The 21634-nt window shown below is 59.1% G+C and carries 18 protein-coding genes; all 18 read right to left on the reverse strand.

The genetic code is table 11. The features are described 5' to 3' along the window. Window positions 1-431 precede the first annotated feature (431 nt). The gene (gene nuoN / locus ACP7BE_RS00005) at window positions 432-1901 is read right to left on the reverse strand and encodes an NADH-quinone oxidoreductase subunit NuoN (protein WP_095003304.1); all 1470 of its coding nucleotides are present in this window, start codon (window positions 1899-1901) and stop codon (window positions 432-434) included. 7 nt (window positions 1902-1908) lie between these two features. Next, window positions 1909-3441 (reverse strand): NADH-quinone oxidoreductase subunit M, encoded by a 1533-nt coding sequence (nuoM, locus tag ACP7BE_RS00010; RefSeq protein WP_095003303.1) that lies wholly within the window; start codon window positions 3439-3441, stop codon window positions 1909-1911. A 38-nt stretch (window positions 3442-3479) separates the two neighbouring features. After that, window positions 3480-5333, reverse strand: a complete 1854-nt coding sequence (nuoL, locus tag ACP7BE_RS00015; protein ID WP_095003302.1) for an NADH-quinone oxidoreductase subunit L — start codon at window positions 5331-5333, stop codon at window positions 3480-3482. After that, on the reverse strand, window positions 5330-5638 hold the full coding sequence (nuoK, locus tag ACP7BE_RS00020; protein ID WP_019412103.1) for an NADH-quinone oxidoreductase subunit NuoK: 309 nt from the start codon (window positions 5636-5638) through the stop codon (window positions 5330-5332). The genes nuoL and nuoK overlap by 4 nt, the downstream gene beginning before the upstream one ends. Window position 5639: 1 nt before the next feature. Further along, window positions 5640-6143 (reverse strand): NADH-quinone oxidoreductase subunit J, encoded by a 504-nt coding sequence (gene nuoJ / locus ACP7BE_RS00025; RefSeq protein WP_019412102.1) that lies wholly within the window; start codon window positions 6141-6143, stop codon window positions 5640-5642. A 9-nt stretch (window positions 6144-6152) separates the two neighbouring features. Beyond that, complete coding sequence (gene nuoI, locus ACP7BE_RS00030; RefSeq protein ID WP_016780194.1) at window positions 6153-6701, reverse strand: NADH-quinone oxidoreductase subunit NuoI; 549 nt, start codon at window positions 6699-6701, stop codon at window positions 6153-6155. A gap of 12 nt (window positions 6702-6713) precedes the next feature. Next, window positions 6714-7721 (reverse strand): NADH-quinone oxidoreductase subunit NuoH, encoded by a 1008-nt coding sequence (nuoH, locus tag ACP7BE_RS00035; protein ID WP_016780195.1) that lies wholly within the window; start codon window positions 7719-7721, stop codon window positions 6714-6716. Next, on the reverse strand, window positions 7718-10432 hold the full coding sequence (gene nuoG, locus ACP7BE_RS00040; RefSeq protein ID WP_095003301.1) for an NADH-quinone oxidoreductase subunit NuoG: 2715 nt from the start codon (window positions 10430-10432) through the stop codon (window positions 7718-7720). The genes nuoH and nuoG overlap by 4 nt, the downstream gene beginning before the upstream one ends. Window positions 10433-10564: 132 nt before the next feature. Beyond that, window positions 10565-11920, reverse strand: coding sequence for an NADH-quinone oxidoreductase subunit NuoF (nuoF, locus tag ACP7BE_RS00045; RefSeq protein ID WP_086796175.1), 1356 nt, complete (start codon window positions 11918-11920; stop codon window positions 10565-10567). Continuing rightward, the gene (gene nuoE, locus ACP7BE_RS00050) at window positions 11917-12414 is read right to left on the reverse strand and encodes an NADH-quinone oxidoreductase subunit NuoE (protein ID WP_088379405.1); all 498 of its coding nucleotides are present in this window, start codon (window positions 12412-12414) and stop codon (window positions 11917-11919) included. The genes nuoF and nuoE overlap by 4 nt, the downstream gene beginning before the upstream one ends. 2 nt (window positions 12415-12416) lie before the next feature. Continuing rightward, window positions 12417-14201, reverse strand: coding sequence for an NADH-quinone oxidoreductase subunit C/D (nuoC, locus tag ACP7BE_RS00055; protein ID WP_095003300.1), 1785 nt, complete (start codon window positions 14199-14201; stop codon window positions 12417-12419). A gap of 74 nt (window positions 14202-14275) precedes the next feature. After that, window positions 14276-14950: a NuoB/complex I 20 kDa subunit family protein gene (locus tag ACP7BE_RS00060; RefSeq protein ID WP_016780200.1), complete on the reverse strand. Its 675-nt coding sequence runs from the start codon at window positions 14948-14950 to the stop codon at window positions 14276-14278. Between the two features lie 10 nt (window positions 14951-14960). Continuing rightward, entirely contained in the window at window positions 14961-15374 is a 414-nt protein-coding gene (locus ACP7BE_RS00065) for an NADH-quinone oxidoreductase subunit A (protein WP_003446990.1), read from the reverse strand. Window positions 15375-16010: 636 nt separating this feature from the next. Next, window positions 16011-17336 (reverse strand): isocitrate lyase, encoded by a 1326-nt coding sequence (aceA, locus tag ACP7BE_RS00070; protein WP_048365296.1) that lies wholly within the window; start codon window positions 17334-17336, stop codon window positions 16011-16013. A gap of 241 nt (window positions 17337-17577) precedes the next feature. Beyond that, entirely contained in the window at window positions 17578-18321 is a 744-nt protein-coding gene (locus tag ACP7BE_RS00075; RefSeq protein WP_169872679.1) for a secretin N-terminal domain-containing protein, read from the reverse strand. A 190-nt stretch (window positions 18322-18511) separates the two neighbouring features. After that, a complete protein-coding gene (locus ACP7BE_RS00080) occupies window positions 18512-18934 on the reverse strand; it encodes a GNAT family N-acetyltransferase (protein ID WP_095003299.1) in 423 nt (140 codons plus the stop codon). Next, window positions 18927-20093: a JmjC domain-containing protein gene (locus tag ACP7BE_RS00085; RefSeq protein WP_426104186.1), complete on the reverse strand. Its 1167-nt coding sequence runs from the start codon at window positions 20091-20093 to the stop codon at window positions 18927-18929. Before ACP7BE_RS00085 ends, ACP7BE_RS00080 begins: the two co-directional genes overlap by 8 nt. Before the next feature lie 83 nt (window positions 20094-20176). Further along, window positions 20177-21547 carry an adenylosuccinate lyase gene (gene purB / locus ACP7BE_RS00090; protein ID WP_271350297.1) on the reverse strand — a complete coding sequence of 457 codons (1371 nt, stop codon included), beginning with the start codon at window positions 21545-21547 and terminating at the stop codon, window positions 20177-20179. Between the last annotated feature and the right edge of the window lie 87 nt (window positions 21548-21634).

The following is a 21634-nucleotide window of genomic DNA, read 5'->3' on the forward strand; positions in this document are numbered from 1 at the left end:
AACGCAGGTGCTGTTATGGGGGTGGCGCGGCAGGACGCCGCGCCAGCCGCGATGGGCCATGGATGGCCCGTCGCGGCGTGCCCCCATAACAGTGCCGGAGTGAGGGCACCGGCGAGCCTGGGCGAGGCGGCCGTATGGTAGGGCGAGGACTTTTTGGTTCCTTTTTGGTCCTTCAAAAAGGGACTCGCCGTAAGGGCGAAACCACTATTTCAGTTGGACGCGGATGCTGGATATGTACGCTGTGGGTCAGTTGTTTTGCAACGTTTACTTACCGTAACACCGCGCCGTCTGCATCGCAGGCAAGCCAGCTCCCACAGGTTTAGCGTCGCATAGAAATCCTGAGTATTTACAACTTCCACATGATTTGTGGTGCAACAAAAAACCCCGTGAAGGCCAGGCCTCCACGGGGTTTTGGGTACAGCCGCTAACGCTTAGCCAACCAGGCCCAGGGTTGCCTGTTGCACCAGCTGCAGCATCGGCTGCGGGTAGACACCCAGGAAGAACACCAGTACCGAGACCGCCAGCAGCATCACGCCGCCCGCTTTCTGTTCCCAGTTCAGCGGTGCATCGTGGCGATGCAGTTTCGGCTCGACCAGGTACAGGGTCACCATCACACGCAGGTAGTAGAACACGCCAATGGCGCTACCCAGGATCAGGGAACCCACCAGCCACCATTGGTGAGCTTCAACACCGGTGGCAATGATGTAGAACTTGCCGATAAAGCCGGCGGTCAGCGGGATACCCGCCAGCGACAGCATCATCACGGTCATCACCGCAGTCAGGTACGGACGACGCCAGAACAGGCCGCGGTACTCGTACAGTGCGTCGGCGTCACGGCCTTTGTACGGCGAGGACATCAACGTGATCACACCGAATGCACCCAGGCTGGTCAGCACATAGGTGATCAGGTACACGCCGATGGCTTCCATGGCCATGCCTTTGCTCGCCACCAGGGCGATCAGCAGGTAGCCGAAGTGGGCGATGGACGAATAACCCAGCAGACGCTTGAGGTTGTTCTGGGTCAGGGCCAGCAGGTTACCGAACAGGATCGAGGCAATCGCGATCACGGTCAGGACATCGCTCATCACACCGGTGGTTGCCGATGGGGTGATCTGGAACAGACGCACCATCACGGCAAACACGGCAACTTTCGACGCGGTAGCCAGGAACGCGGCGACCGGAGCCGGAGCACCTTCGTATACGTCCGGCGTCCAGAGGTGGAAAGGCACCAAAGACAATTTGAAGGCCAGGCCTACCAGCATCATGCCCAGGCCCAGTTGGGCAATGGCGCTAGGAGCGCCAGTGGCCGCCAGGGCGTGACCGATACCGCTGAAGCTCAAGCTGCCGGCTTCGGCGTACAGCAAGGCCATGCCGAACAACAGGAACGCGGAACCGGCTGCCGACAGCACCATGTACTTGATGCCGGCTTCCAGGGAGCGCTTGTTGAAGAAGGCATAGGCCACCAGGCCGTAAACCGGTACCGAGAGCAGTTCCAGACCGATAAACAAACCGGCCAGGTGTTGCGCGCTGACCAGTACGATACCGCCGGTCGCTGCCAGCAGCATCAGCAGGTACAGCTCTTCGCGGTTGCCCGGGTAGCCCGTGCCGCCTTCACCCAGGTAGGCGTGCGCCAGGGTGACGCAGGCCAGGGTCGCGACCAGGATCAGGCCGATATACAGATAGGCGAAGTTGTCCATCATCAACAGCGGGGTGACAGCCAGTGGAACAACTTTCAACGCCGGGAAGATCGACAACAGGGCCAGGTTAAGACCCGCCACCGAAAGCAGGAAGGTCTGTGAATGGTTGCGGCGCCACGCGATTGCCAGCATCACCACAACAACGGTGAGGCTGGTAATCAGCAGTGGAGCAAGCGCGATAAAGTGTTGGATCGTGAATTCCATAGCGCTCTTACCGGGCCGAAGCGAGTTGAGTGAAGGCGGTGCCGAGCCATTGCTGCACGCCATGCATGGTCGCAGCGGAGGTATCGAGGAACGGTTGTGGGTACACGCCGATAAACACCAGCAGTACCGCCAGACCGAGCACCATGATCAGTTCACGTGCATCCATACCGGCCAGTACATCGTCCGATTTGGATGGGCCGAAGTAGGCACGGTGAATCATGATCAGCGAGTAGACCGAACCAAACACCAGGCCGGTTGTGGCGATCGCGGTGACCCAAGGGAAGCTGGCAAACGAGCCAATCAGGATCAGGAACTCGCCGACAAAGTTGCCGGTGCCCGGCAAGCCCAGGGACGCCGCCGCGAAGAACAGGCTGATGGCTGGCAGGTAAGCGATCTTCGACCACAAACCACCCATTTCACGCATGTCACGGGTATGCAGACGCTCATACAACTGGCCGCTGAGGATAAACAGCGCAGCTGCCGAAACACCGTGGGCCAGCATCTGGATCACGGCGCCTTGCAGGGCCAGCTGGCTGCCGGAGTAGATACCGATCAGCACGAAACCCATATGGGAAACGCTGGAGAACGCGATCAGACGCTTGATATCGGTTTGTGCGAACGCCAGGAAAGCACCGTAGAAAATCCCGATCAGACCCAGGGTCATGGCGATCGGCGCAAACTCGGCCGAGGCATTCGGGAACAGCGGCAAGGCGAAACGCAGCAAGCCATACGCAGCGGTCTTCAACAGGATACCGGCCAGGTCCACAGAACCTGCGGTAGGTGCCTGTGCGTGAGCATCCGGCAGCCAGGAGTGGAACGGTACGACCGGCAGCTTCACGGCGAAAGCAATGAAGAAGCCCAGCATCAGGATGTACTCGGTGGTGAGCGACATCTTGGTTTTCAGCAACTCGGCGTAGCTGAAGGTAATCACGCCGGTGTTGTTGAAGTTGACCAGCACCAGACCCAGGATCGCCACCAGCATGATCAGGCCGGAAGCCTGAGTGAAGATGAAGAACTTGGTGGCGGCGTAGATACGGGTTTTCTTGCCGTCCGACGAGCTATGACCCCAGAGCGCGATGAGGAAATACATCGGCACCAGCATCATTTCCCAGAAGAAGAAGAACATGAACAGGTCGATGGCGAGGAACACGCCAACCACACCGCCCAGGATCCACATCAGGTTCAGGTGGAAGAAGCCCACGTGACGCTGGATTTCTTTCCACGAACACAGCACCGACAGCACACCGAGCAAGCCGGTGAGCAGGATCATCAGCAGCGACAGGCCGTCCAGCGCCAGGTGCACGCTGATACCGAAGCGGGCAATCCAGGTGTGCTGGAACTCAAGGGCCCAGGTCGGATCGGCGCCAGGCGCCGGTGCAAATGAGTAGTTCCCCTGGGACCACAGCCAAAGGCCGAGGGCAAGCTCAAGGGACATGGTCAGCAACGCAATCCAGCGTGGCAGGGTAGAGCCGAAGCGCTCACCCAGCCAGCACAGCAGGCCGCCGATAAAGGGGATCAGGATTAGCCAAGGCAGAATCATGACGGGCTCAATTCCTTTCGCAAAGTCGAAGGTTCATATCAGACCGCTACCAGCACGATGGCGCCCATGACCAGTACAGCACCGGCGGCCATGGATGCAGCGTACCAACGCAGTTGACCGGTTTCGCTGCGGCTCAGGGCGTTATGCCCGGCCTTGGCCATCTTCGGGATCAAACCAATGGTCTGGTCCAGAGGATCTTTGGCCAGCAAGCGGCAGATCAACAGGTACGGTTTGACGAACAGTTTGTCGTACAGCCAGTCGAAGCCCCAGGCAGCGAACCACCAGGCTGACAGGAAGCGACCGATGCCGCTGTTGGCGACGGCGCTTACAAAGCGACGCTTGCCCAGGTACAGCAGGGCAGCTAGCAGGATACCGGCCAGGGCGATGGCACCCGAGGCGATTTCCAGGCTGTGCTTGGCTTCACCGCCAGCATGGCCAACGCTTTGTGGCAGTACACCGGCCAGTGGCGGGGTGATCATGGCGCCGATAAAAGTCGACAGTACGATCAGCACGCTCAGTGGCAGCCAGTAGGTCACGCCGTGGCCTGCATGGGCTTCAGTCTTGGCTTCACCGTGGAACGTGACGAAGATCAGGCGGAAGGTGTACAGCGAGGTCATGAACGCACCGACCAGACCGGCGTACAACAGTTCGTTGTTACCGCTGGCGAAGGCTTCCCAGAGGATTTCGTCCTTGGAGTAGAAACCGGCCGTCAGCAATGGCAAGGCAGACAGCGCCGCGCCACCGACGATAAAGCTGGCGTAGGCCAATGGCAGTTTTTTCCACAGGCCGCCCATCTTGAAGATGTTCTGCTCGTGATGGCAGGCAACGATGACCGCACCGGAGGCAAGGAACAGCAGCGCCTTGAAGAAGGCGTGGGTCATCAGGTGGAAGATCGCGCCGTCCCAGGCACCCACGCCCAATGCCAGGAACATGTAGCCGATCTGGCTCATGGTCGAGTAGGCAAGGATACGTTTGATGTCGGTTTGTACCAGTGCGGCGAAACCGGCCAGTACCAGGGTCACACCGCCGACGATGCCCACCAGGTGCAGCACTTCAGGTGCCAGGGTGAACAGGCCGTGGGTACGGGCAATCAGGTACACACCGGCGGTTACCATGGTTGCGGCGTGGATCAGTGCCGAAACCGGGGTAGGGCCGGCCATCGCGTCTGCCAACCAGGTTTGCAGCGGCAGTTGCGCGGATTTACCGACAGCACCACCCAGCAGCATCAGGGTTGCCAGCACGATCCAGAAATCACCGGCCTGGAACTTCTGCGGTGCCAGCACCAGCAGTTCCTTGATGTTCAGCGTGCCCAGTTGCTGGAACAGGATAAACAGGCCGATGGCCAGGAACACGTCGCCGACGCGGGTCACGATAAAGGCTTTGAGTGCCGCGTTGCCGTTGTTGCGGTTGCTGTAGTAGAAACCGATCAACAGGTACGAGCACAGGCCCACGCCTTCCCAGCCGAAGTACACGAACAGCAGGTTATCGGCCAGGATCAGGAACAGCATGCTGGCGATAAACAGGTTGGTGTAGGCAAAGAAGCGCGAGTAGCCGTCTTCACCGCGCATGTACCACGAAGCGAAGACATGGATCAGAAAGCCCACGCCGACCACGACACCGAGCATGGTGACCGACAGGCCGTCCAGGTGCAGGGCGAAGTTGGGCTTGAAGCCTTCTACCGAGATCCACTGCCACAGTACTTGTGTGTACTCGCCGCCGGGTGGCGGTGCGACATTGAATTGCCAGATCACAAACGCGGCCACGATGGCCGACAGGCCAATGGAGCCGACGCCGATCAGCGCCGAGAGGTTTTCGCTGAAGCGTCCACGGGAGAACGACAGCAGCAAAAAGCCGATCAGGGGGAATACGAAAGTCAGAAAGAGAAGGTTCATCCGCGCATCTCACTGGCAGCATCGATATCAAGCGTATGGAAGCGGCGATACAGCTGCAGCAGGATCGCCAGGCCGATACTGGCCTCGGCGGCTGCCAGGGTGATCACCAGGATGAACATGACCTGTCCATCCGGCTGCGCCCAGCGTGCACCGGCAACGATGAAGGCCAGAGCAGCGGCGTTCATCATGATTTCCAGACTCATCAATACGAAGAGAATGTTGCGACGTACCATCAGGCCAACCAGACCGAGGCAGAACAGGATGCCGGCAACGGCCAAACCATGTTCGAGAGGTATTCCTGGCATGTTATTGCTCCTTCGCCTCAGTACGGCCCAAGTGGAACGCCGTCACAGCTGCAGCAAGCAGCAGCATCGAGGCGAGTTCGACCACCAGCAGATACGGGCCGAACAGGCTGATGCCCACGGCTTTTGCATCAATGGTGGTTTGACCGATTGCCGCACCGCTCGGGTGAGCGAACAGCACGTACAGCAATTCGGCCAGCAGGATGGCGGACAGAATGCTCGGCCCGATCCAGATGCCCGGCTTGAGCCAGTGGCGTTCTTGCGTCACCGAGGCGGGGCCCTGGTTGAGCATCATCACCACGAACACAAACAGCACCATGATGGCACCGGCGTAGGCGATCACTTCGAGCACACCGGCAAAGGGTGCGCCCAGGCTAAAGAACGTCATCGCCACGGCAATCAGCGAAATAATCAGGTAGAGCAGGGCGTGCACAGGGTTGGTGTTGGTGATCACGCGTAGCGTGGACACGACAGCGACACCCGATGCGAAATAGAAAGCGAATTCCATCGTTCTTCCTTAAGGCAGCAAGCTCTTCACGTTGATCGGCTCGGCTTCGTTCTGGGCAGCGCCTTTCGGCTTGCCTTCCACGGCCATACCCGCAACACGATAGAAGTTGTAATCAGGGTTCTTACCGGGACCGGAGATCAGCAGATCTTCTTTCTCGTACACCAGATCCTGACGTTTGAACTCGGCCATCTCGAAATCCGGTGTCAGCTGGATCGCGGTGGTCGGGCAGGCTTCCTCACACAGGCCGCAAAAAATGCAGCGTGAGAAGTTGATGCGGAAGAACTCCGGGTACCAACGGCCATCTTCGGTTTCGGCTTTTTGCAGCGAGATGCAGCCGACCGGGCACGCCACGGCGCACAGGTTGCAGGCTACACAGCGCTCTTCGCCGTCCGGGTCGCGGGTCAGGACAATCCGGCCACGGTAGCGCGGCGGCAAGTACACCGGTTCTTCCGGATACTGCAGCGTGTCACGCTTGCGGAAGGCATGGCCAAACACCATCACCAAGCTGCGAAGCTGGGTGTAGGTGCCATGCACGATGTCAAACAGATACTTGAACATGGGTCTCTATCCTCACTGAACCGCGCCGGCAGGCGTGTTCAACAACACGACTGCGGCGGTCACCAGCAGATTGATCAGGGTCAGCGGCAGGCAGAACTTCCAGCTGAAGTCCATCACTTGGTCATACCGTGGGCGCGGAATGGAAGCGCGCAGCAGGATGAAGATCATGATGAAAAACGCGGTCTTCAGGGCAAACCAGATAAACGGAATCTGTGGCAGCAGACCGAAAGGTCCGTGCCAGCCACCGAAGAACAAAGTCACCAGCAACGCCGAGATCAACACGATCCCGATGTACTCACCCACGAAGAACATGCCCCATTTCATGCCGGCGTATTCAATGTGGTAACCATCAGCCAGTTCCTGTTCCGCTTCCGGCTGGTCGAAGGGGTGACGGTGAGTCACGGCCACGCCAGCGATAAAGAAGGTCAGGAAACCGAAGATCTGCGGGATGATGAACCACAGGTTCTGCGCTTGATATTCAACGATGTCGCGCATGTTGAACGAGCCAACCTGCACCACGATGCCCATCAGCGCCAGGCCCATGAACACTTCGTAGGACACGGTTTGCGCCGAGGCACGCAAGGCACCCAGCAGGGCGAACTTGTTGTTGCTCGACCAGCCGGCGAACAGCACCGCATAGACCGACAGACCGGCCATGGCGAAGAAGAACAGGATACCGACGTTCAGATCCGCCACACCCCAGGTCGGGGTGATCGGGATAATCGCAAAGGCGATCAGCAAGGCACTCATGGCCACAACCGGCGCCAGGGTGAAAATCGCCTTGTCGGCAAACGGTGGGGTCCAGTCTTCCTTGAAGAACATCTTGATCATGTCGGCTGCGATCTGGAACGCACCGAACGGGCCCACGCGGTTCGGACCGTAACGGTCCTGCCACAGGGCCAGCAGGCGACGTTCAACCCAGCTCAGCAGCGCGCCGCACACCACTACGGCGAGCAGGATTACCACGGCTTTGACCACCGAGATAATCACGTCGATCACTTCAGGCGTAAACCAGGTCATTGGGCTGCCTCCTGCAAACCGTCAACGGTAAGGCCAAAGATCGCTGGCGGGATACCGGCCAGGCCTGCTGGCAGTGCTACCAGGCCTGCACCCAGCTCTTCATTGATACGCAGTGGCAGACGCAGGGTCACACCGGCAACGTTGAGGCTGAGCAGGGCGCCATCGTTGACACCCAGGCGGTCGGCTTCGGATTTGGCCAGTGCGATATAAGCGGCTGGAATGCGTTCTTGCACCGGTGCGGCTTTCGAAGAGTTCTCTTCGCTGCCCAGCAGATGGTAGAACGGCACGACTTGCCAGGTGCCGCGAGCCGGGTTGAACGCGCCCGGAATGCTGGCGAACCAATTCAGCGAGTCGCCCTTGCTTTCGATCAGGCGGATGCCCGGGTCGCCCGCACGGATATGACCACCCACTTCGTCCTGGAACTTGTTCCAGGCTTGTGGCGAGTTCCAGCCCGGCGACCAGGCGAACGGCACTTGTTGGCGCGGTTCGACGGAGCCCGAGTAACCTTCCATGGAGAAGGCGAATGCGGTGTCCGGGTCTTGCGGGGTGCGCGGTTCGTGCACGCTGATATTGGCGCGCATGGCAGTACGGCCGCTGTAGCGCAAAGGTTCGCGCGCCAGCTTCATGCCTTTGATACGGAATGCTGCCGACGGTGCTGCATCAACGATGCCGGCCAGTTCTGGCGTGCTTGCCGCTGTTTGCTGTGTCACGTGATCGAGCAGGGTCCAGTCAACCGCCTTGTTCAGCAGGGTGCTGCGCAGGGCGTGCAACCAGCGCCAGCCTTCGTGGATCAAGTTGCTCGAATCGAGGTAGCGCGGCTCGAACACCTGGAAGAAGCGTTGGGCACGACCTTCCTGACTCACCAGCGTACCGTCGCCTTCAGCAAAGCTTGCCGCTGGCAGAACCAGATCGGCACGGTCGGTGGTTGCGGTCTTCTGATGATCGGCAACGATCACCACTTTGGCCGCGTCCAGTGCTGCGTTGACCTTGACCGCATCGACACGGGTAAACAGATCGTTTTCCAGTACCACGATGGCGTCTGCTTTACCGTCGATCACTGCTTGCAATGCAGCGTCTACCGATTCGCCGCCGAGCATGGCCAGACCGAGGCTGTTGGCTTCCGGCACGACCAGGCTGATGGAGCCGGCTTTCTCACGCAGGTGCAGCGCCTTGGCGATGTTACCTGCGGCTTCGATCAGGGCCTTGGAGCCCAGCGAGGTACCGGCAATGATCAATGGGCGTTTGGCTGCAAGCAGGGCGTCGGCGATGCGTTTGGCCAGCTCCAGGGCTTCAGCGTCCAGGCCGGCAACGGCAGGGGCGCTGGCGTCGATGGCGTGAGCCACGGCGAAACCGATACGGGCCAGGTCATCCGGCGCAGCGTGTACGCATTCTTCAGCCACGTCGTCGAGCTTGGTTTCAGCCAGGCTGGCAATAAACAGCGGGTTCAGCGCGTGCTGACCGATGTTTTTCACCGCAGCGTCGAGCCACGGCTGAACGCGCATGGCGTCGGCCATTTCTTCAGCTTTGCCCTTGACCGACTGACGCAGCGACAGCGCCATACGGGCGGCGGTCTGGGTCAGGTCTTCACCCAGTACGAAGATGGCGTCGTGATCTTCGATCTCGCGCATGTTCGGGACGGGCAGCGGGCTGTCTTTCAAGACTTGCAGCACCAGGCGGATGCGCTCCAGCTCACCGGCTTCGATACCCGAGTAGAAGTGCTCGGCACCGACCAGCTCGCGCAACGCGTAGTTGCTTTCGAGGCTGGCGCGCGGCGATCCGATACCGACGATGTTACGACCGCGCAACAGATCGGCGGCTTTATCCAGTGCAGCGTCAACGCTCAGTTTGCTGCCGTCGGCCAACAATGGCTGACGTGGGCGGTCGGTGCGGTTGACGTAGCCATAGCCAAAACGGCCACGGTCACACAGGAAGTACTGGTTAACCGAACCGTTGAAACGGTTTTCGATGCGACGCAGTTCACCGTAACGCTCGCCCGGGCTGATGTTGCAGCCGCTGGAACAACCGTGGCAGATGCTTGGTGCAAACTGCATGTCCCATTTGCGGTTGTAACGCTCGGAGTGAGTTTTGTCGGTGAACACACCGGTCGGGCAGACTTCTGTGAGGTTGCCCGAGAACTCGCTTTCGAGCACGCCGTCTTCAACGCGACCGAAGTACACGTTGTCGTGGGCGCCGAATACACCGAGGTCAGTGCCGCCCGCGTAGTCTTTATAGAAACGCACACAGCGATAGCAGGCGATGCAGCGGTTCATTTCGTGGGAAATGAACGGGCCGAGTTCCTGGTTCTGGTGAGTACGCTTGGTGAAGCGATAACGGCGCTCGTTGTGGCCGGTCATCACGGTCATGTCTTGCAGATGGCAGTGGCCGCCCTCTTCGCACACAGGACAGTCGTGCGGGTGGTTGGTCATCAGCCATTCAACAACGCTGGCGCGAAACACTTTCGCTTCTTCGTCGTCGATGGAAATCCAGCTACCGTCGGTGGCCGGGGTCATGCATGACATGACGATACGACCACGCTTGTCGTTCTCGTCGGTGTACTGCTTGACGGCGCATTGGCGGCAGGCGCCAACACTGCCCAGGGCAGGGTGCCAGCAGAAATACGGGATATCGAGGCCCAGCGACAGACATGCCTGTAACAGGTTGTCTGCCCCATCGACTTCGAGATCTTTGCCGTCTACGTGGATAGTGGCCATGGTTCAAAGGTCTTCGTTGGCCCGGTGTCAGCGGGCGTGGCTAATGGAATCTTGTTATGCGTTCGAAGCAACCCAGCCTTACGGCGTTATCGAACGATCAGAAGGGGGCACGGACCCCCTTCATTCAGAGCGTTACGCGCCGATAACAATCGGGCGTGCCAGAGGTGGAACACCGGGTTTTGCTTGCGCAATACCGGCTTCGAACTCTGGACGGAAGTACTTGATCGCGCTGCCCAACGGTTCCACGGCGCCCGGTGCGTGAGCACAGAACGTCTTGCCAGGGCCGAGGAAACCGACCAGACCCAGCAGGGTCTCGATATCGCCAGGCTGACCTTCGCCGTGTTCGATCGCCATCAGCAGCTTGACGCTCCACGGCAGACCATCACGGCAAGGGGTGCAGAAACCGCACGACTCACGGGCAAAGAACTGTTCCATGTTGCGCAGCAAGGAGACCATGTTGACGCTGTCGTCCACGGCCATGGCCAGGCCAGTACCCATACGGGTGCCAACCTTGGCGATGCCGCCGGCGTACATTTGTGCGTCCAGGTGCTCGGGCAACAGGAAGCCGGTACCGGCGCCGCCTGGCTGCCAGCACTTGAGCTTGAAGCCGTCGCGCATGCCGCCGGCGTAGTCTTCGAACAGCTCGCGAGCGGTCACGCCGAATGGCAGTTCCCACAGGCCAGGGTTCTTCACTTTGCCGGAGAAGCCCATCAGCTTGGTGCCGTGGTCTTCGCTGCCTTCGCGGGCGAGGGATTTGTACCAGTCAACGCCGTTGCCGATGATGGCCGGTACGTTGCACAGGGTTTCCACGTTGTTCACGCAGGTCGGCTTGCCCCATACGCCCACAGCGGCCGGGAACGGCGGCTTGGAGCGCGGGTTGGCGCGACGGCCTTCGAGGGAGTTGATCAGTGCGGTTTCTTCACCGCAGATGTAACGCCCGGCGCCGGTGTGCACGAACAGTTCGAAGTCGAAACCCGAACCGAGGATATTCTTGCCCAGCAGGCCTGCTGCCTTGGCTTCTTCGACGGCACGGCGCAGATGCACCGCTGCAGTGGTGTATTCGCCACGCAGGAAGATATAGCCACGGTAGGTTTTCAGTGCGCGGGCACTGATCAGCATGCCTTCGATCAGCAGATGGGGCAGTTGCTCCATCAGCATGCGGTCTTTCCAGGTGTTGGGTTCCATTTCATCGGCGTTACACAACAGGTAACGGATGTTCATGGATTCGTCTTTGGGCATCAGCCCCCACTTCACACCCGTCGGGAAGCCGGCACCGCCGCGACCCTTGAGGCCTGCGTCTTTCACGGTCTGGACGATATCGTCCTGGGCCATGTCGGCGAAGGCCTTGCGCGCAGCGGCGTAGCCGTCCTTGGCCTGGTACTCGTCGAGCCACACGGGCTCGCCGTCGTCACGCAGGCGCCAGGTCAGCGGGTGGGTTTCTGCCGAACGCTTGATCAGGTTGGCAGGGCCGAATGAAGTCAGGCTCATGGGTAGGCCTCCAACAACGTGGCGACGCCAGCAGGCTGCACGTCACCGAATGTGTCGTCGTCGATCATCAACGCCGGCGCCTTGTCGCAGTTGCCCAGGCAGCACACCGGCAGCAGCGTAAAGCGGCCGTCCGGGGTGGTCTGACCGAGGCCGATGCCCAGCTTGTTCTGGATTTCGCCGACCACGGATTCGTGGCCACCGATGTAGCAGACCATGCTGTCGCACACGCGGATGATGTGGCGGCCGACCGGCTGACGGAAGATCTGGCTGTAGAACGTAGCCACGCCTTCAACGTCGCTGGCAGGGATGCCCAGCAGTTCGCCGATGGCGTAAATCGCGCCGTCCGGTACCCAGCCGCGTTCCTTCTGAACGATCTTCAGGGCTTCGATCGACGCCGCGCGCGGGTCTTCGTAGTGATGCATCTCATGCTCGATGGCCGAGCGCTCGGTTTCGCTCAGGGCGAAACGGTCTGTCTGGATAAGCGTGCTGTTCATGCTTAGCGGTCCACGTCGGCCATAACGAAATCGATACTACCCAGGTACGCAATCAAGTCCGCGACCATTTCACCTTTGATCACCGAAGGGATCTGTTGCAGGTGCGGGAAGCTTGGGGTGCGAATCCGGGTGCGGTAGCTCATGGTGCCGCCATCGCTCGTCAGGTAATAACTGTTGATGCCCTTGGTCGCTTCGATCATCTGGAAGGATTCGTTGGCCGGCATCACCGGGCCCCACGAAACTTGCAGGAAGTGCGTGATCAAGGTCTCGATATGCTGCAGCGTGCGTTCTTTAGGCGGCGGCGTGGTCAGCGGGTGATCCGCCTTGTACGGGCCGGCCGGCATGTTGCGCATGCACTGTTCGATGATTTTCAGGCTCTGGCGCATTTCTTCGACGCGCACGATGCAACGATCGTAGGCATCGCCGTTGGCTGCCAGCGGGACTTCGAATTCGAAGTTCTCGTAGCCGGAATACGGGCGCGCCTTGCGGATATCGAAGTCACAACCGGTGGAGCGCAGGCCGGCACCGGTGACGCCCCATTCCAGGGCCTCTTTGGTGTTGTAGGCGGCAACGCCGATGGTACGACCACGCAGGATGCTGTTGTCCAGAGCGGCTTTCTGGTACTCGTCCAGACGCTTGGGCATCCAGTCGATGAATTCCTTGACCAGGCGATCCCAGCCGTTCGGCAGATCGTGGGCAACGCCGCCGATGCGGTACCAGGCCGGGTGCAGACGGAAACCGGTGATGGCCTCGATCACCTTGTAAGCGCGCTGACGGTCGGTGAACGTGAAAAACACCGGGGTCATGGCGCCCACGTCCTGGATATAGGTACCCAGGAACAGCAGGTGGCTGGTGATACGGAAGAATTCGGCCATCATGATGCGGATGGTGTCGACCCGGTCCGGCACTTTGATACCGGCCAGCTTCTCGACCGAGAGCACGTACGGCAGGTTGTTCATCACGCCGCCGAGGTAATCGATCCGGTCGGTGTACGGGATGAAACTGTGCCAGGACTGGCGTTCGGCCATTTTCTCGGCGCCACGGTGGTGGTAACCGACGTCAGGCACGCAGTCGACGATCTCTTCACCGTCCAGCTGCAGGATGATGCGGAAGGCACCGTGAGCCGAAGGGTGGTTCGGCCCCAGGTTGAGGAACATGTAGTCCTCGTTTTCACCGGAGCGTTTCATGCCCCAGTCTTCCGGGCGGAAGCGCGCAGCTTCCTCTTCCAGCTGCACCTTGGCCAGGGTCAGGCTGTACGGATCGAACTCGGTAGCACGGGCCGGGAAGTCCTTGCGCAGCGGGTGACCTTCCCAGGTCGGCGGCATCATGATGCGCGACAGGTGCGGGTGGCCTTTGAAATCGATGCCGAACATGTCCCAGACTTCACGCTCGTACCAGTTGGCGTTCGGCCAGATACCGGTCACGGTAGGGACACTCAGGTCTTTTTCAGACAGGGCCACCTTGATCATGACGTCGCTGTTACGTTCCAGCGACATCAGGTGGTAGAAGACGGTGAAGTCTGCACCCGATGGCAGGCCCTGACGCTTGGTACGCAGACGTTCGTCCACGCCGTGCAGGTCATAGAGCATGACGTAGGGTTTTGGCAGGTTGCGCAGGAAGGTCAGTACTTCGACCAGTTTTGCGCGGCTAACCCAAAGCACCGGCATGCCGGTGCGCGTGGCCTGGGCGGTGAACGCCTCAGGGCCAAAACGGGTATTGAGTTCGACAACCACATCTTGGTCGTCAGCCTTGTAAGGCGGGATGTACAGAGCGGAGCCTGCAGTCATGGTTTTTTATCGCTTTCGGTCAACGTAAAGAATGAAGCCAGTGATTCGTTCTATTGAGTAGAAACGGCGCTGGATCAGACTTCGTCGGGGCTGCGCAGGTTGGTTACCTGAATACGCTGTTCGCGGCGCTGTTCCTTTTGCGATGGCATCTCGGCGCGGTACACGCCTTGTTCGCCAACGACCCAGGAAAGTGGGCGACGCTCCTGGCCAATCGACTCTTGCAAGAGCATCAAGCCTTGCAGAAAAGCCTCAGGGCGGGGCGGGCAGCCGGGTACGTAAACGTCCACAGGCAAGAACTTGTCGACCCCTTGAACCACGGAGTAGATGTCGTACATGCCACCGGAGTTGGCGCACGAACCCATGGAAATGACCCATTTAGGTTCAAGCATTTGCTCGTAGAGACGCTGGATGATCGGCGCCATCTTGATAAAGCAGGTCCCGGCAATAACCATGAAATCCGCCTGACGCGGCGAAGCCCGGATAACCTCGGCGCCAAAGCGCGCGATGTCGTGGGGCGCCGTGAAGGCGGTGGTCATTTCCACATAGCAGCACGACAGGCCGAAGTTGTACGGCCACAGGGAATTTTTACGTCCCCAGTTGACCGTGCCGTTCAGCACGTCTTCGAGCTTGCCCATGAAAATGTTTTTGTGGACTTGATCTTCTAACGGATCGGCAACGGTTTCCCGTGTGCCGATCGGGTATTGCTCGTTAGGAGCATCCGGGTCGATCCTGGTGAGTTCGTATTGCATCGCCAAAGCCTCATTGTTTCAGCTTGGCCTGCCGCTTACGACGAGCTTCCGGTGCCCAATCAAGAGCACCCACCCGAAATAGGTAGACAAGGCCTGCCAACAGAATTGCTATGAAAACGAGAGCTTCGACGAATCCGGTCCAGCCGCTTTCGCGAACAGACACAGACCAGGCAAAGAGAAAGAGGGCTTCGATATCGAAGATCACGAACAGCATCGCGACCAGATAGAATTTGGCTGAGAGCCGCAAGCGGGCGCCACCGGTAGGTAGCATGCCGGACTCGAACGGTTCATTTTTGCTGCGACCCCAGGCTTTTGACCCAAGGAGGCTGGAGACGCCAAGCATGAAGGCACAGAGGCCGACAACGCCGAGAAGGAAAATGGCAAAGCCCCAGTTGTGGGCTATGAGTCCTGTCGCTTCGGGCATGCTGGAAATCCTTAACAGAGAGCAAAGGTCTCTGAGCTAGAAAAGGTGATAAAGCAGTGACGTTATGTCGCAGTGCTATTGATTGCCGGGATTTTATGGCTAAACACCCAGCAAGTAAATTTTCTAAGATGAATTAATTCAGTCCTTTAGTTGTAGAACCTCCATCAATGTCTATGCAGGCCTTGAACTGTGGGCGTTACAGCGTTTTCCAGTGTTTGTTTTTCAGTGTTCATGTATTCAACAAAAGCAACTCGTAATGATAATTAATATCGTTTGAGTGGTTATTTGTTGTGTCGCTATGTCGCAGGCCTGTAGAACTTGGCTTATATAAGCGCTGTTAGCAAGTTTGGAACTTGGCTTTTTAACCCGGTCTGGCGATCGAAGCATGGATCTGGGTCAGTGTTTTGTCGGATGGGCAGGGCAGCGGGATGTCTTTCTGTGGGAGCGGGCTTGCTCGCGATGCTGATAACTCGGTCCTCCAGGCAGGCGCGGTGATGCCATCGCGAGCAAGCCCGCTCCCACAGGGGAGGGGTGAACAAGTCGCCGGGCAAAAAAACGCCCCGAACCAGTCGGGGCGTCATGGGCATGGCATTGCGTTTGTTCTTTACAGGCTGGGCAATGGCCGTGGTTCCATTATCAGTGGAACTGTTCTTCTTCTGTAGAGCCGGTCAGGGCGGTAACCGAAGACGAACCACCCTGGATCACGGTGGTCATGTCGTCGAAGTAGCCAGTGCCCACTTCCTGCTGGTGCGCCACAAAGGTGTAGCCTTTGGCTGCGTCAGCAAATTCCTGCTCTTGCAGTTTCACGTAGGCGGTCATGTCGTTGCGGGCGTAGTCGTGCGCCAGGTTGAACATGCTGTGCCACATGTTGTGGATACCCGCCAGGGTGATGAACTGGTGTTTGTAGCCCATTGCCGACAGCTCGCGCTGGAATTTGGCGATGGTCGCGTCGTCCAGGTTTTTCTTCCAGTTGAAGGAAGGCGAGCAGTTGTACGACAGCAACTGGTCCGGGTATTCCTTTTTGATTGCTTCGGCAAAGCGGCGCGCCTCTTCCAGATCCGGCTTGGCGGTTTCACACCAGATCAGGTCGGCATACGGCGCGTAAGCCAGGCCACGGGCAATGGCTTGATCAAGGCCGGCACGTACTTTATAGAAGCCTTCCTTGGTGCGCTCGCCAGTCACGAATGGCTGGTCGTACGGGTCGCAATCGGAAGTCAGCAGGTCAGCCGCGTTGGCGTCGGTACGAGCCAGAATGATGGTCGGCGTACCGGCAACGTCAGCTGCCAGACGTGCTGCTGTCAGTTTCTGCACAGCTTCCTGAGTCGGAACCAGTACCTTGCCACCCATGTGACCGCATTTTTTCACCGAGGCCAGCTGGTCTTCGAAGTGAACGCCTGCAGCGCCCGCTTCGATCATGCTTTTCATCAGCTCGTAAGCGTTGAGTACGCCGCCGAAACCGGCTTCAGCGTCAGCCACGATCGGTGCGAAGTAGTCGATATAACCCTGGTCGCCCGGGTTTTTACCGGCTTTCCACTGAATCTGGTCTGCACGACGGAATGAGTTGTTGATGCGCTTGACCACGGTTGGAACGGAGTCCACCGGGTACAGCGACTGATCCGGGTACATGGATTCGGCAGAGTTGTTGTCTGCCGCCACTTGCCAACCCGACAGGTAGATAGCCTGGATACCGGCTTTAACCTGTTGTACCGCTTGGCCCCCGGTCAGGGCGCCCATGCAGTTGACGAAATCTTTCTCAGGACGGAAGGACGGGTGTGCGCCCTGTGTCACCAGTTTCCACAGCTTGTCGGCACCCATTTTTGCAAAGGTGTGCTCGGGTTGAACCGAGCCGCGCAGGCGGACCACGTCAGCAGCGGAGTAATCGCGAGTCACGCCTTTCCAGCGTGGGTTTTCGGCCCAGTCTTTCTCAAGGGCTGCAATTTGCTGTTCGCGTGTCAGTGCCATGGTGATAAACCTCGTCGCATAGGTCTGGGTTGAAAAATGGTTGCTCCACCAGGCACACAACACTGTTGTTTGTATAAGTGCGTGAATGGCGGCTCGCTACGGGCAGTACACGCCCCAGGGCCTTTGCGGGGCCTCTGATCAGCGGGAGCGGGGCCATCATGCCTTTGCATTTTTGAGGCGTCAAATGTTTTGTAGTGCTTTTTTTATAACACTACATAATTTGCGAAAAACGACTCGTCGGTCAGTTTTGGCCCTTTTGGTCGAGTACATCGACTTTGACCCGAATGGTCATGTCATCCCGGCTTTGCGTAGAGTAGCTGCGGGTTTGCGGCGGATTGTCAGTCTGGTTAAGAGCGTTGTTGCCCGCCACGGTTATCCATTGCCCCAGAGGGCCGCTGACTTGTGTGTCGGTACTTTGCGTGTTCACTACATCGGGTTGCTCCTGGCTCATGCGATCGCGAGTCGTACTGATCGCCAGGTGTACCGTTTCACCTGTGACGCTGGCGGTCACGTAAAAACCCCGGGTGACGTTGCGGTAGTCGGTCTGGGTAAGCAAGCGGCCGTAGGCGTCGGTCTGGGTGCTGGTCAGCGGTACGCTCTGGCCGATCTGGATAAATGCCGGGGTGCCTTCGCTGGTCTGGATTTGCTGGGTGCCGCCGTCGCGGCTGGCGGTGCTGATCACCCGGGTGTCCGGATCATTAGTGGCCAGGTTGTTGTCACTGGTATCGACCGTGATCAGCAGGCGCCGGGCGGGTGTGTCGAGTTGCGCCAGCAGGTCTTCGAGGTTCTGGATTTTCGAGGCGCCTGCCTCGACGATCAGTTGGTTGCCATAGGCGCTGACTTTGCCGTTTTTGCCGATAAAGTTCTGCGCGATGGGCAGCAATTCTGCACTGGTGCGGTTTTGCAGGGTGATGACGCGGGTGTCGGCGATCGCGCTGAAGCTAGCGATCAGCAGCAGGCCAGCGATGAAGGGGCGTAGGGACATGTCCATTATCTCCGCAATGCTTGAAAGGGCTGGGTCTGAGTGTGCCAGATAGCAAAACGCCCTGCGATCCGGGGATGGCAGGGCGTTTTGCAAAACTGCTGTGGGAGCAAGCCTGCTCGCGAAGTTCTCAAGAGTGCCGCGCTAGCAGCCTTCGCGAGCAGGCTCGCTCCCACAGAGATGGGCGTGGCAGTTAGCTCACCCGCACCATATCAACGTGGGGAATCCCTGCTTCGAGGAATTCATCGCTGACGATCTTGAAGCCAAGGCGCTCGTAGAAGGGTGTGGCATGCACTTGGGCGCTGAGCATTTGTTGCTTGAGGCCACGTTTTTCGGCTTCAAGAATCGTGGCCTGCATCAGTGCGTCGCCAACCTTCAGGCCGCGCCAGTCCTTGAGAACCGATACGCGGCCGATATGGCCGTCCGGCAGGAGCCGGGCGGTACCAATCGGGAAGTCGCCTTCATAGGCCAGAAAATGCACGGCATCGGCATCGTCTGCATCCCACTCCAGTTCTGGAGGTACAGATTGTTCGGCAATAAATACCGCCTCACGAATGCGTCGAAGTTCGGCGTTGTCCTTTTGCCAGTCGGCGACACGTACGTGAATGCTATTCATCAGCGAACCCCAGGCTTCCTTGTTTAACCAGCTCGCAGAGCAGGTTGCGTCCATCTTCATCGGCCAGCCATGTGCCGAGGTTGTCACTGTGCAGCGCGTCGGCGGCACAGATCATTTTCAGCAGTTCGCGCAGCTTGCCCGGCAGCAGGCGGCTTTGGCCGCTGGCGAACAACAACAGGTCGTCATCGACCTCGGACCATGCCAGGCGTGCGCTCGGGTTGCGGATCAGGATCGCGCCCTGTTCCAGGCTACCCAACAGGTCTTCTTCTTCGAGTTCAGGGCCGACCACGAGTTCCGGATAACGTGGCTCGGTCATGAACTGGCCGAACCAGGTCAGCAGCATGCGCTCGTCGCTCATGTGCTCGGTCAGCAGGCTCTTGAGGCGATCAAGGGCGTCGTGCTGGATCTGGTGCGGGTCGCTGGCCGGTTGCGCGTCAGCGTCGGTGTAGCGATCTTCGTCCGGCAGGTACTGGCTGAGGAAGTCGGTGAAGTGGGTCAGTACTTCAGCGGCGCTCGGTGCACGGAAGCCCACCGAGTAGGTCAGGCAGTCGTCTACGGCTACGCCACAGTGGGCCAGGCGCGGTGGCAGGTAGAGCATGTCGCCGGGCTCAAGGGTCCACTCGTCGGTGGCCTGGAAATCAGCGAGGATACGCAGGTCCGCGTGCTCCAGCAGCTTGCTGTCGGAGTCGCACATCTGGCCGATCTGCCAGTGACGCTTGCCATGACCCTGCAGCAGGAACACGTCGTAGTTGTCGAAGTGCGGACCAACACTGCCACCTGGGGCGGCGTAGCTGATCATCACGTCGTCGATACGCCAGCTCGGCAGGAAGCGGAAGTTTTCCAGCAGTTCATTGACTTCAGGCACGAACTGATCAACGGCCTGCACCAGCAGAGTCCACTCGCGCTCTGGCAGTTTGCCGAATTCGTCTTCGGCGAACGGACCGCGGCGCAGTTCCCATGGGTGCTCGCCGTGTTCGATGATCAGGCGCGATTCGACTTCTTCTTCAAGGGCCAGACCGGCCAGTTCGTCGGCGTCGATCGGGCTTTCGAAGTCAGGAATTGCCTGGCGCACCAGCAGCGGTTTTTTCTGCCAGTAGTCGCGCATGAACTCGCGCGCAGTGATGCCGCCCAGAAGTTGAAGAGGAATGTCAGGATTCATGTGTAACCTATTGAAAAATTGCACTTTGTAATCGGGAATAAAAACGCCCGGCACGGCCGGGCGTTAATAGGTCGTTGCAGCGATCAGATGCGCTTGGCTTGCTCGACGGCGTTGCCAATGTAGTTGGCCGGAGTCAGCAGCTTCAGCTCGGCTTTGGCCGCTTCCGGCATTTCAAGGCCGTCGATGAAAGTTTGCAGTGCTTCAGGGCTGATGCCCTTGCCGCGGGTCAGCTCTTTGAGCTTTTCGTACGGGTTTTCGATGTTGTAACGACGCATCACGGTCTGGATCGGCTCGGCCAGGACTTCCCAGCAGGCGTCCAGGTCAGCAGCGATTTTCTGTGCATTCAGTTCAAGCTTGCTGATGCCCTTGAGGCTGGCTTCGTACGCGATCACGCTGTGAGCAAAGCCCACGCCGAGGTTGCGCAGTACGGTGGAGTCGGTCAGGTCGCGCTGCCAGCGGGAGATTGGCAATTTGCTGGCCAGGTGCTGGAACAGGGCGTTGGCGATACCCAGGTTGCCTTCGGAGTTTTCGAAGTCGATCGGGTTGACCTTGTGCGGCATGGTCGAGGAACCGATTTCGCCGGCAATGGTGCGCTGCTTGAAGTAGCCCAGGGAGATGTAGCCCCAGATATCGCGATCGAAGTCGATCAGGATGGTGTTGAAGCGGGCGATGGCGTCGAACAGCTCGGCAATGTAGTCGTGCGGCTCGATCTGGGTGGTGTACGGGTTGAAACCCAGGCCCAGCTCGTCTTCGATAAAGGCGCGGGCGTTTTCTTCCCAGTCGATCTGCGGGTAGGCCGACAGGTGGGCGTTGTAGTTGCCCACGGCGCCGTTGATCTTGCCCAGCAACGGTACACCAGCGACTTGAGCGATTTGACGCTCCAGACGGTAGACCACGTTGGCCAGCTCTTTGCCCAGGGTGGTCGGCGAAGCCGGTTGACCGTGGGTGCGGGACAGCATGGGTACGTCGGCGAACTTGATCGCCAGTTCGCGGATGGCTTCTGCGGTTTGACGCATCAGCGGCAGCATCACGTCATCACGACCTTCACGCAGCATCAGGGCGTGGGACAGGTTGTTGATGTCCTCGCTGGTGCAGGCAAAGTGGATGAACTCACTGACGTTGGCCAGTTCAGGCAGCTTGGCGGCCTGTTCTTTGAGCAGGTACTCAATGGCTTTGACGTCGTGGTTGGTGGTGCGCTCGATCTCTTTGACGCGTTCGGCGTGCTCAAGAGAGAAGTTCTCGGCCAGTTCATTCAGAACGGCGTTGGCTTCGGCAGAGAAGGCCGGGACTTCAGGGATGGCAGCGTGGGCGGCCAGGCGCTGGAGCCAGCGAACTTCAACCAGAACGCGAGCACGGATCAAGCCGTATTCGCTGAAAATTGGGCGCAGGGCCTGGGTTTTGCCGGCGTAGCGGCCGTCAACAGGGGAAACCGCAGTGAGCGAAGAGAGCTTCATGGGGTGTTCTCGGACAGTCGGGCAACGAAATGGGGCGCGTATCATACATGAAAAAACGGCCGGTCCGTTGCCAAGTGACCGGCGTCA

Origin of the sequence: Pseudomonas sp. TWR1-1-3 (genome assembly GCF_049896805.1) — a bacterium.
GTDB lineage: Bacteria > Pseudomonadota > Gammaproteobacteria > Pseudomonadales > Pseudomonadaceae > Aquipseudomonas > Aquipseudomonas bubulae.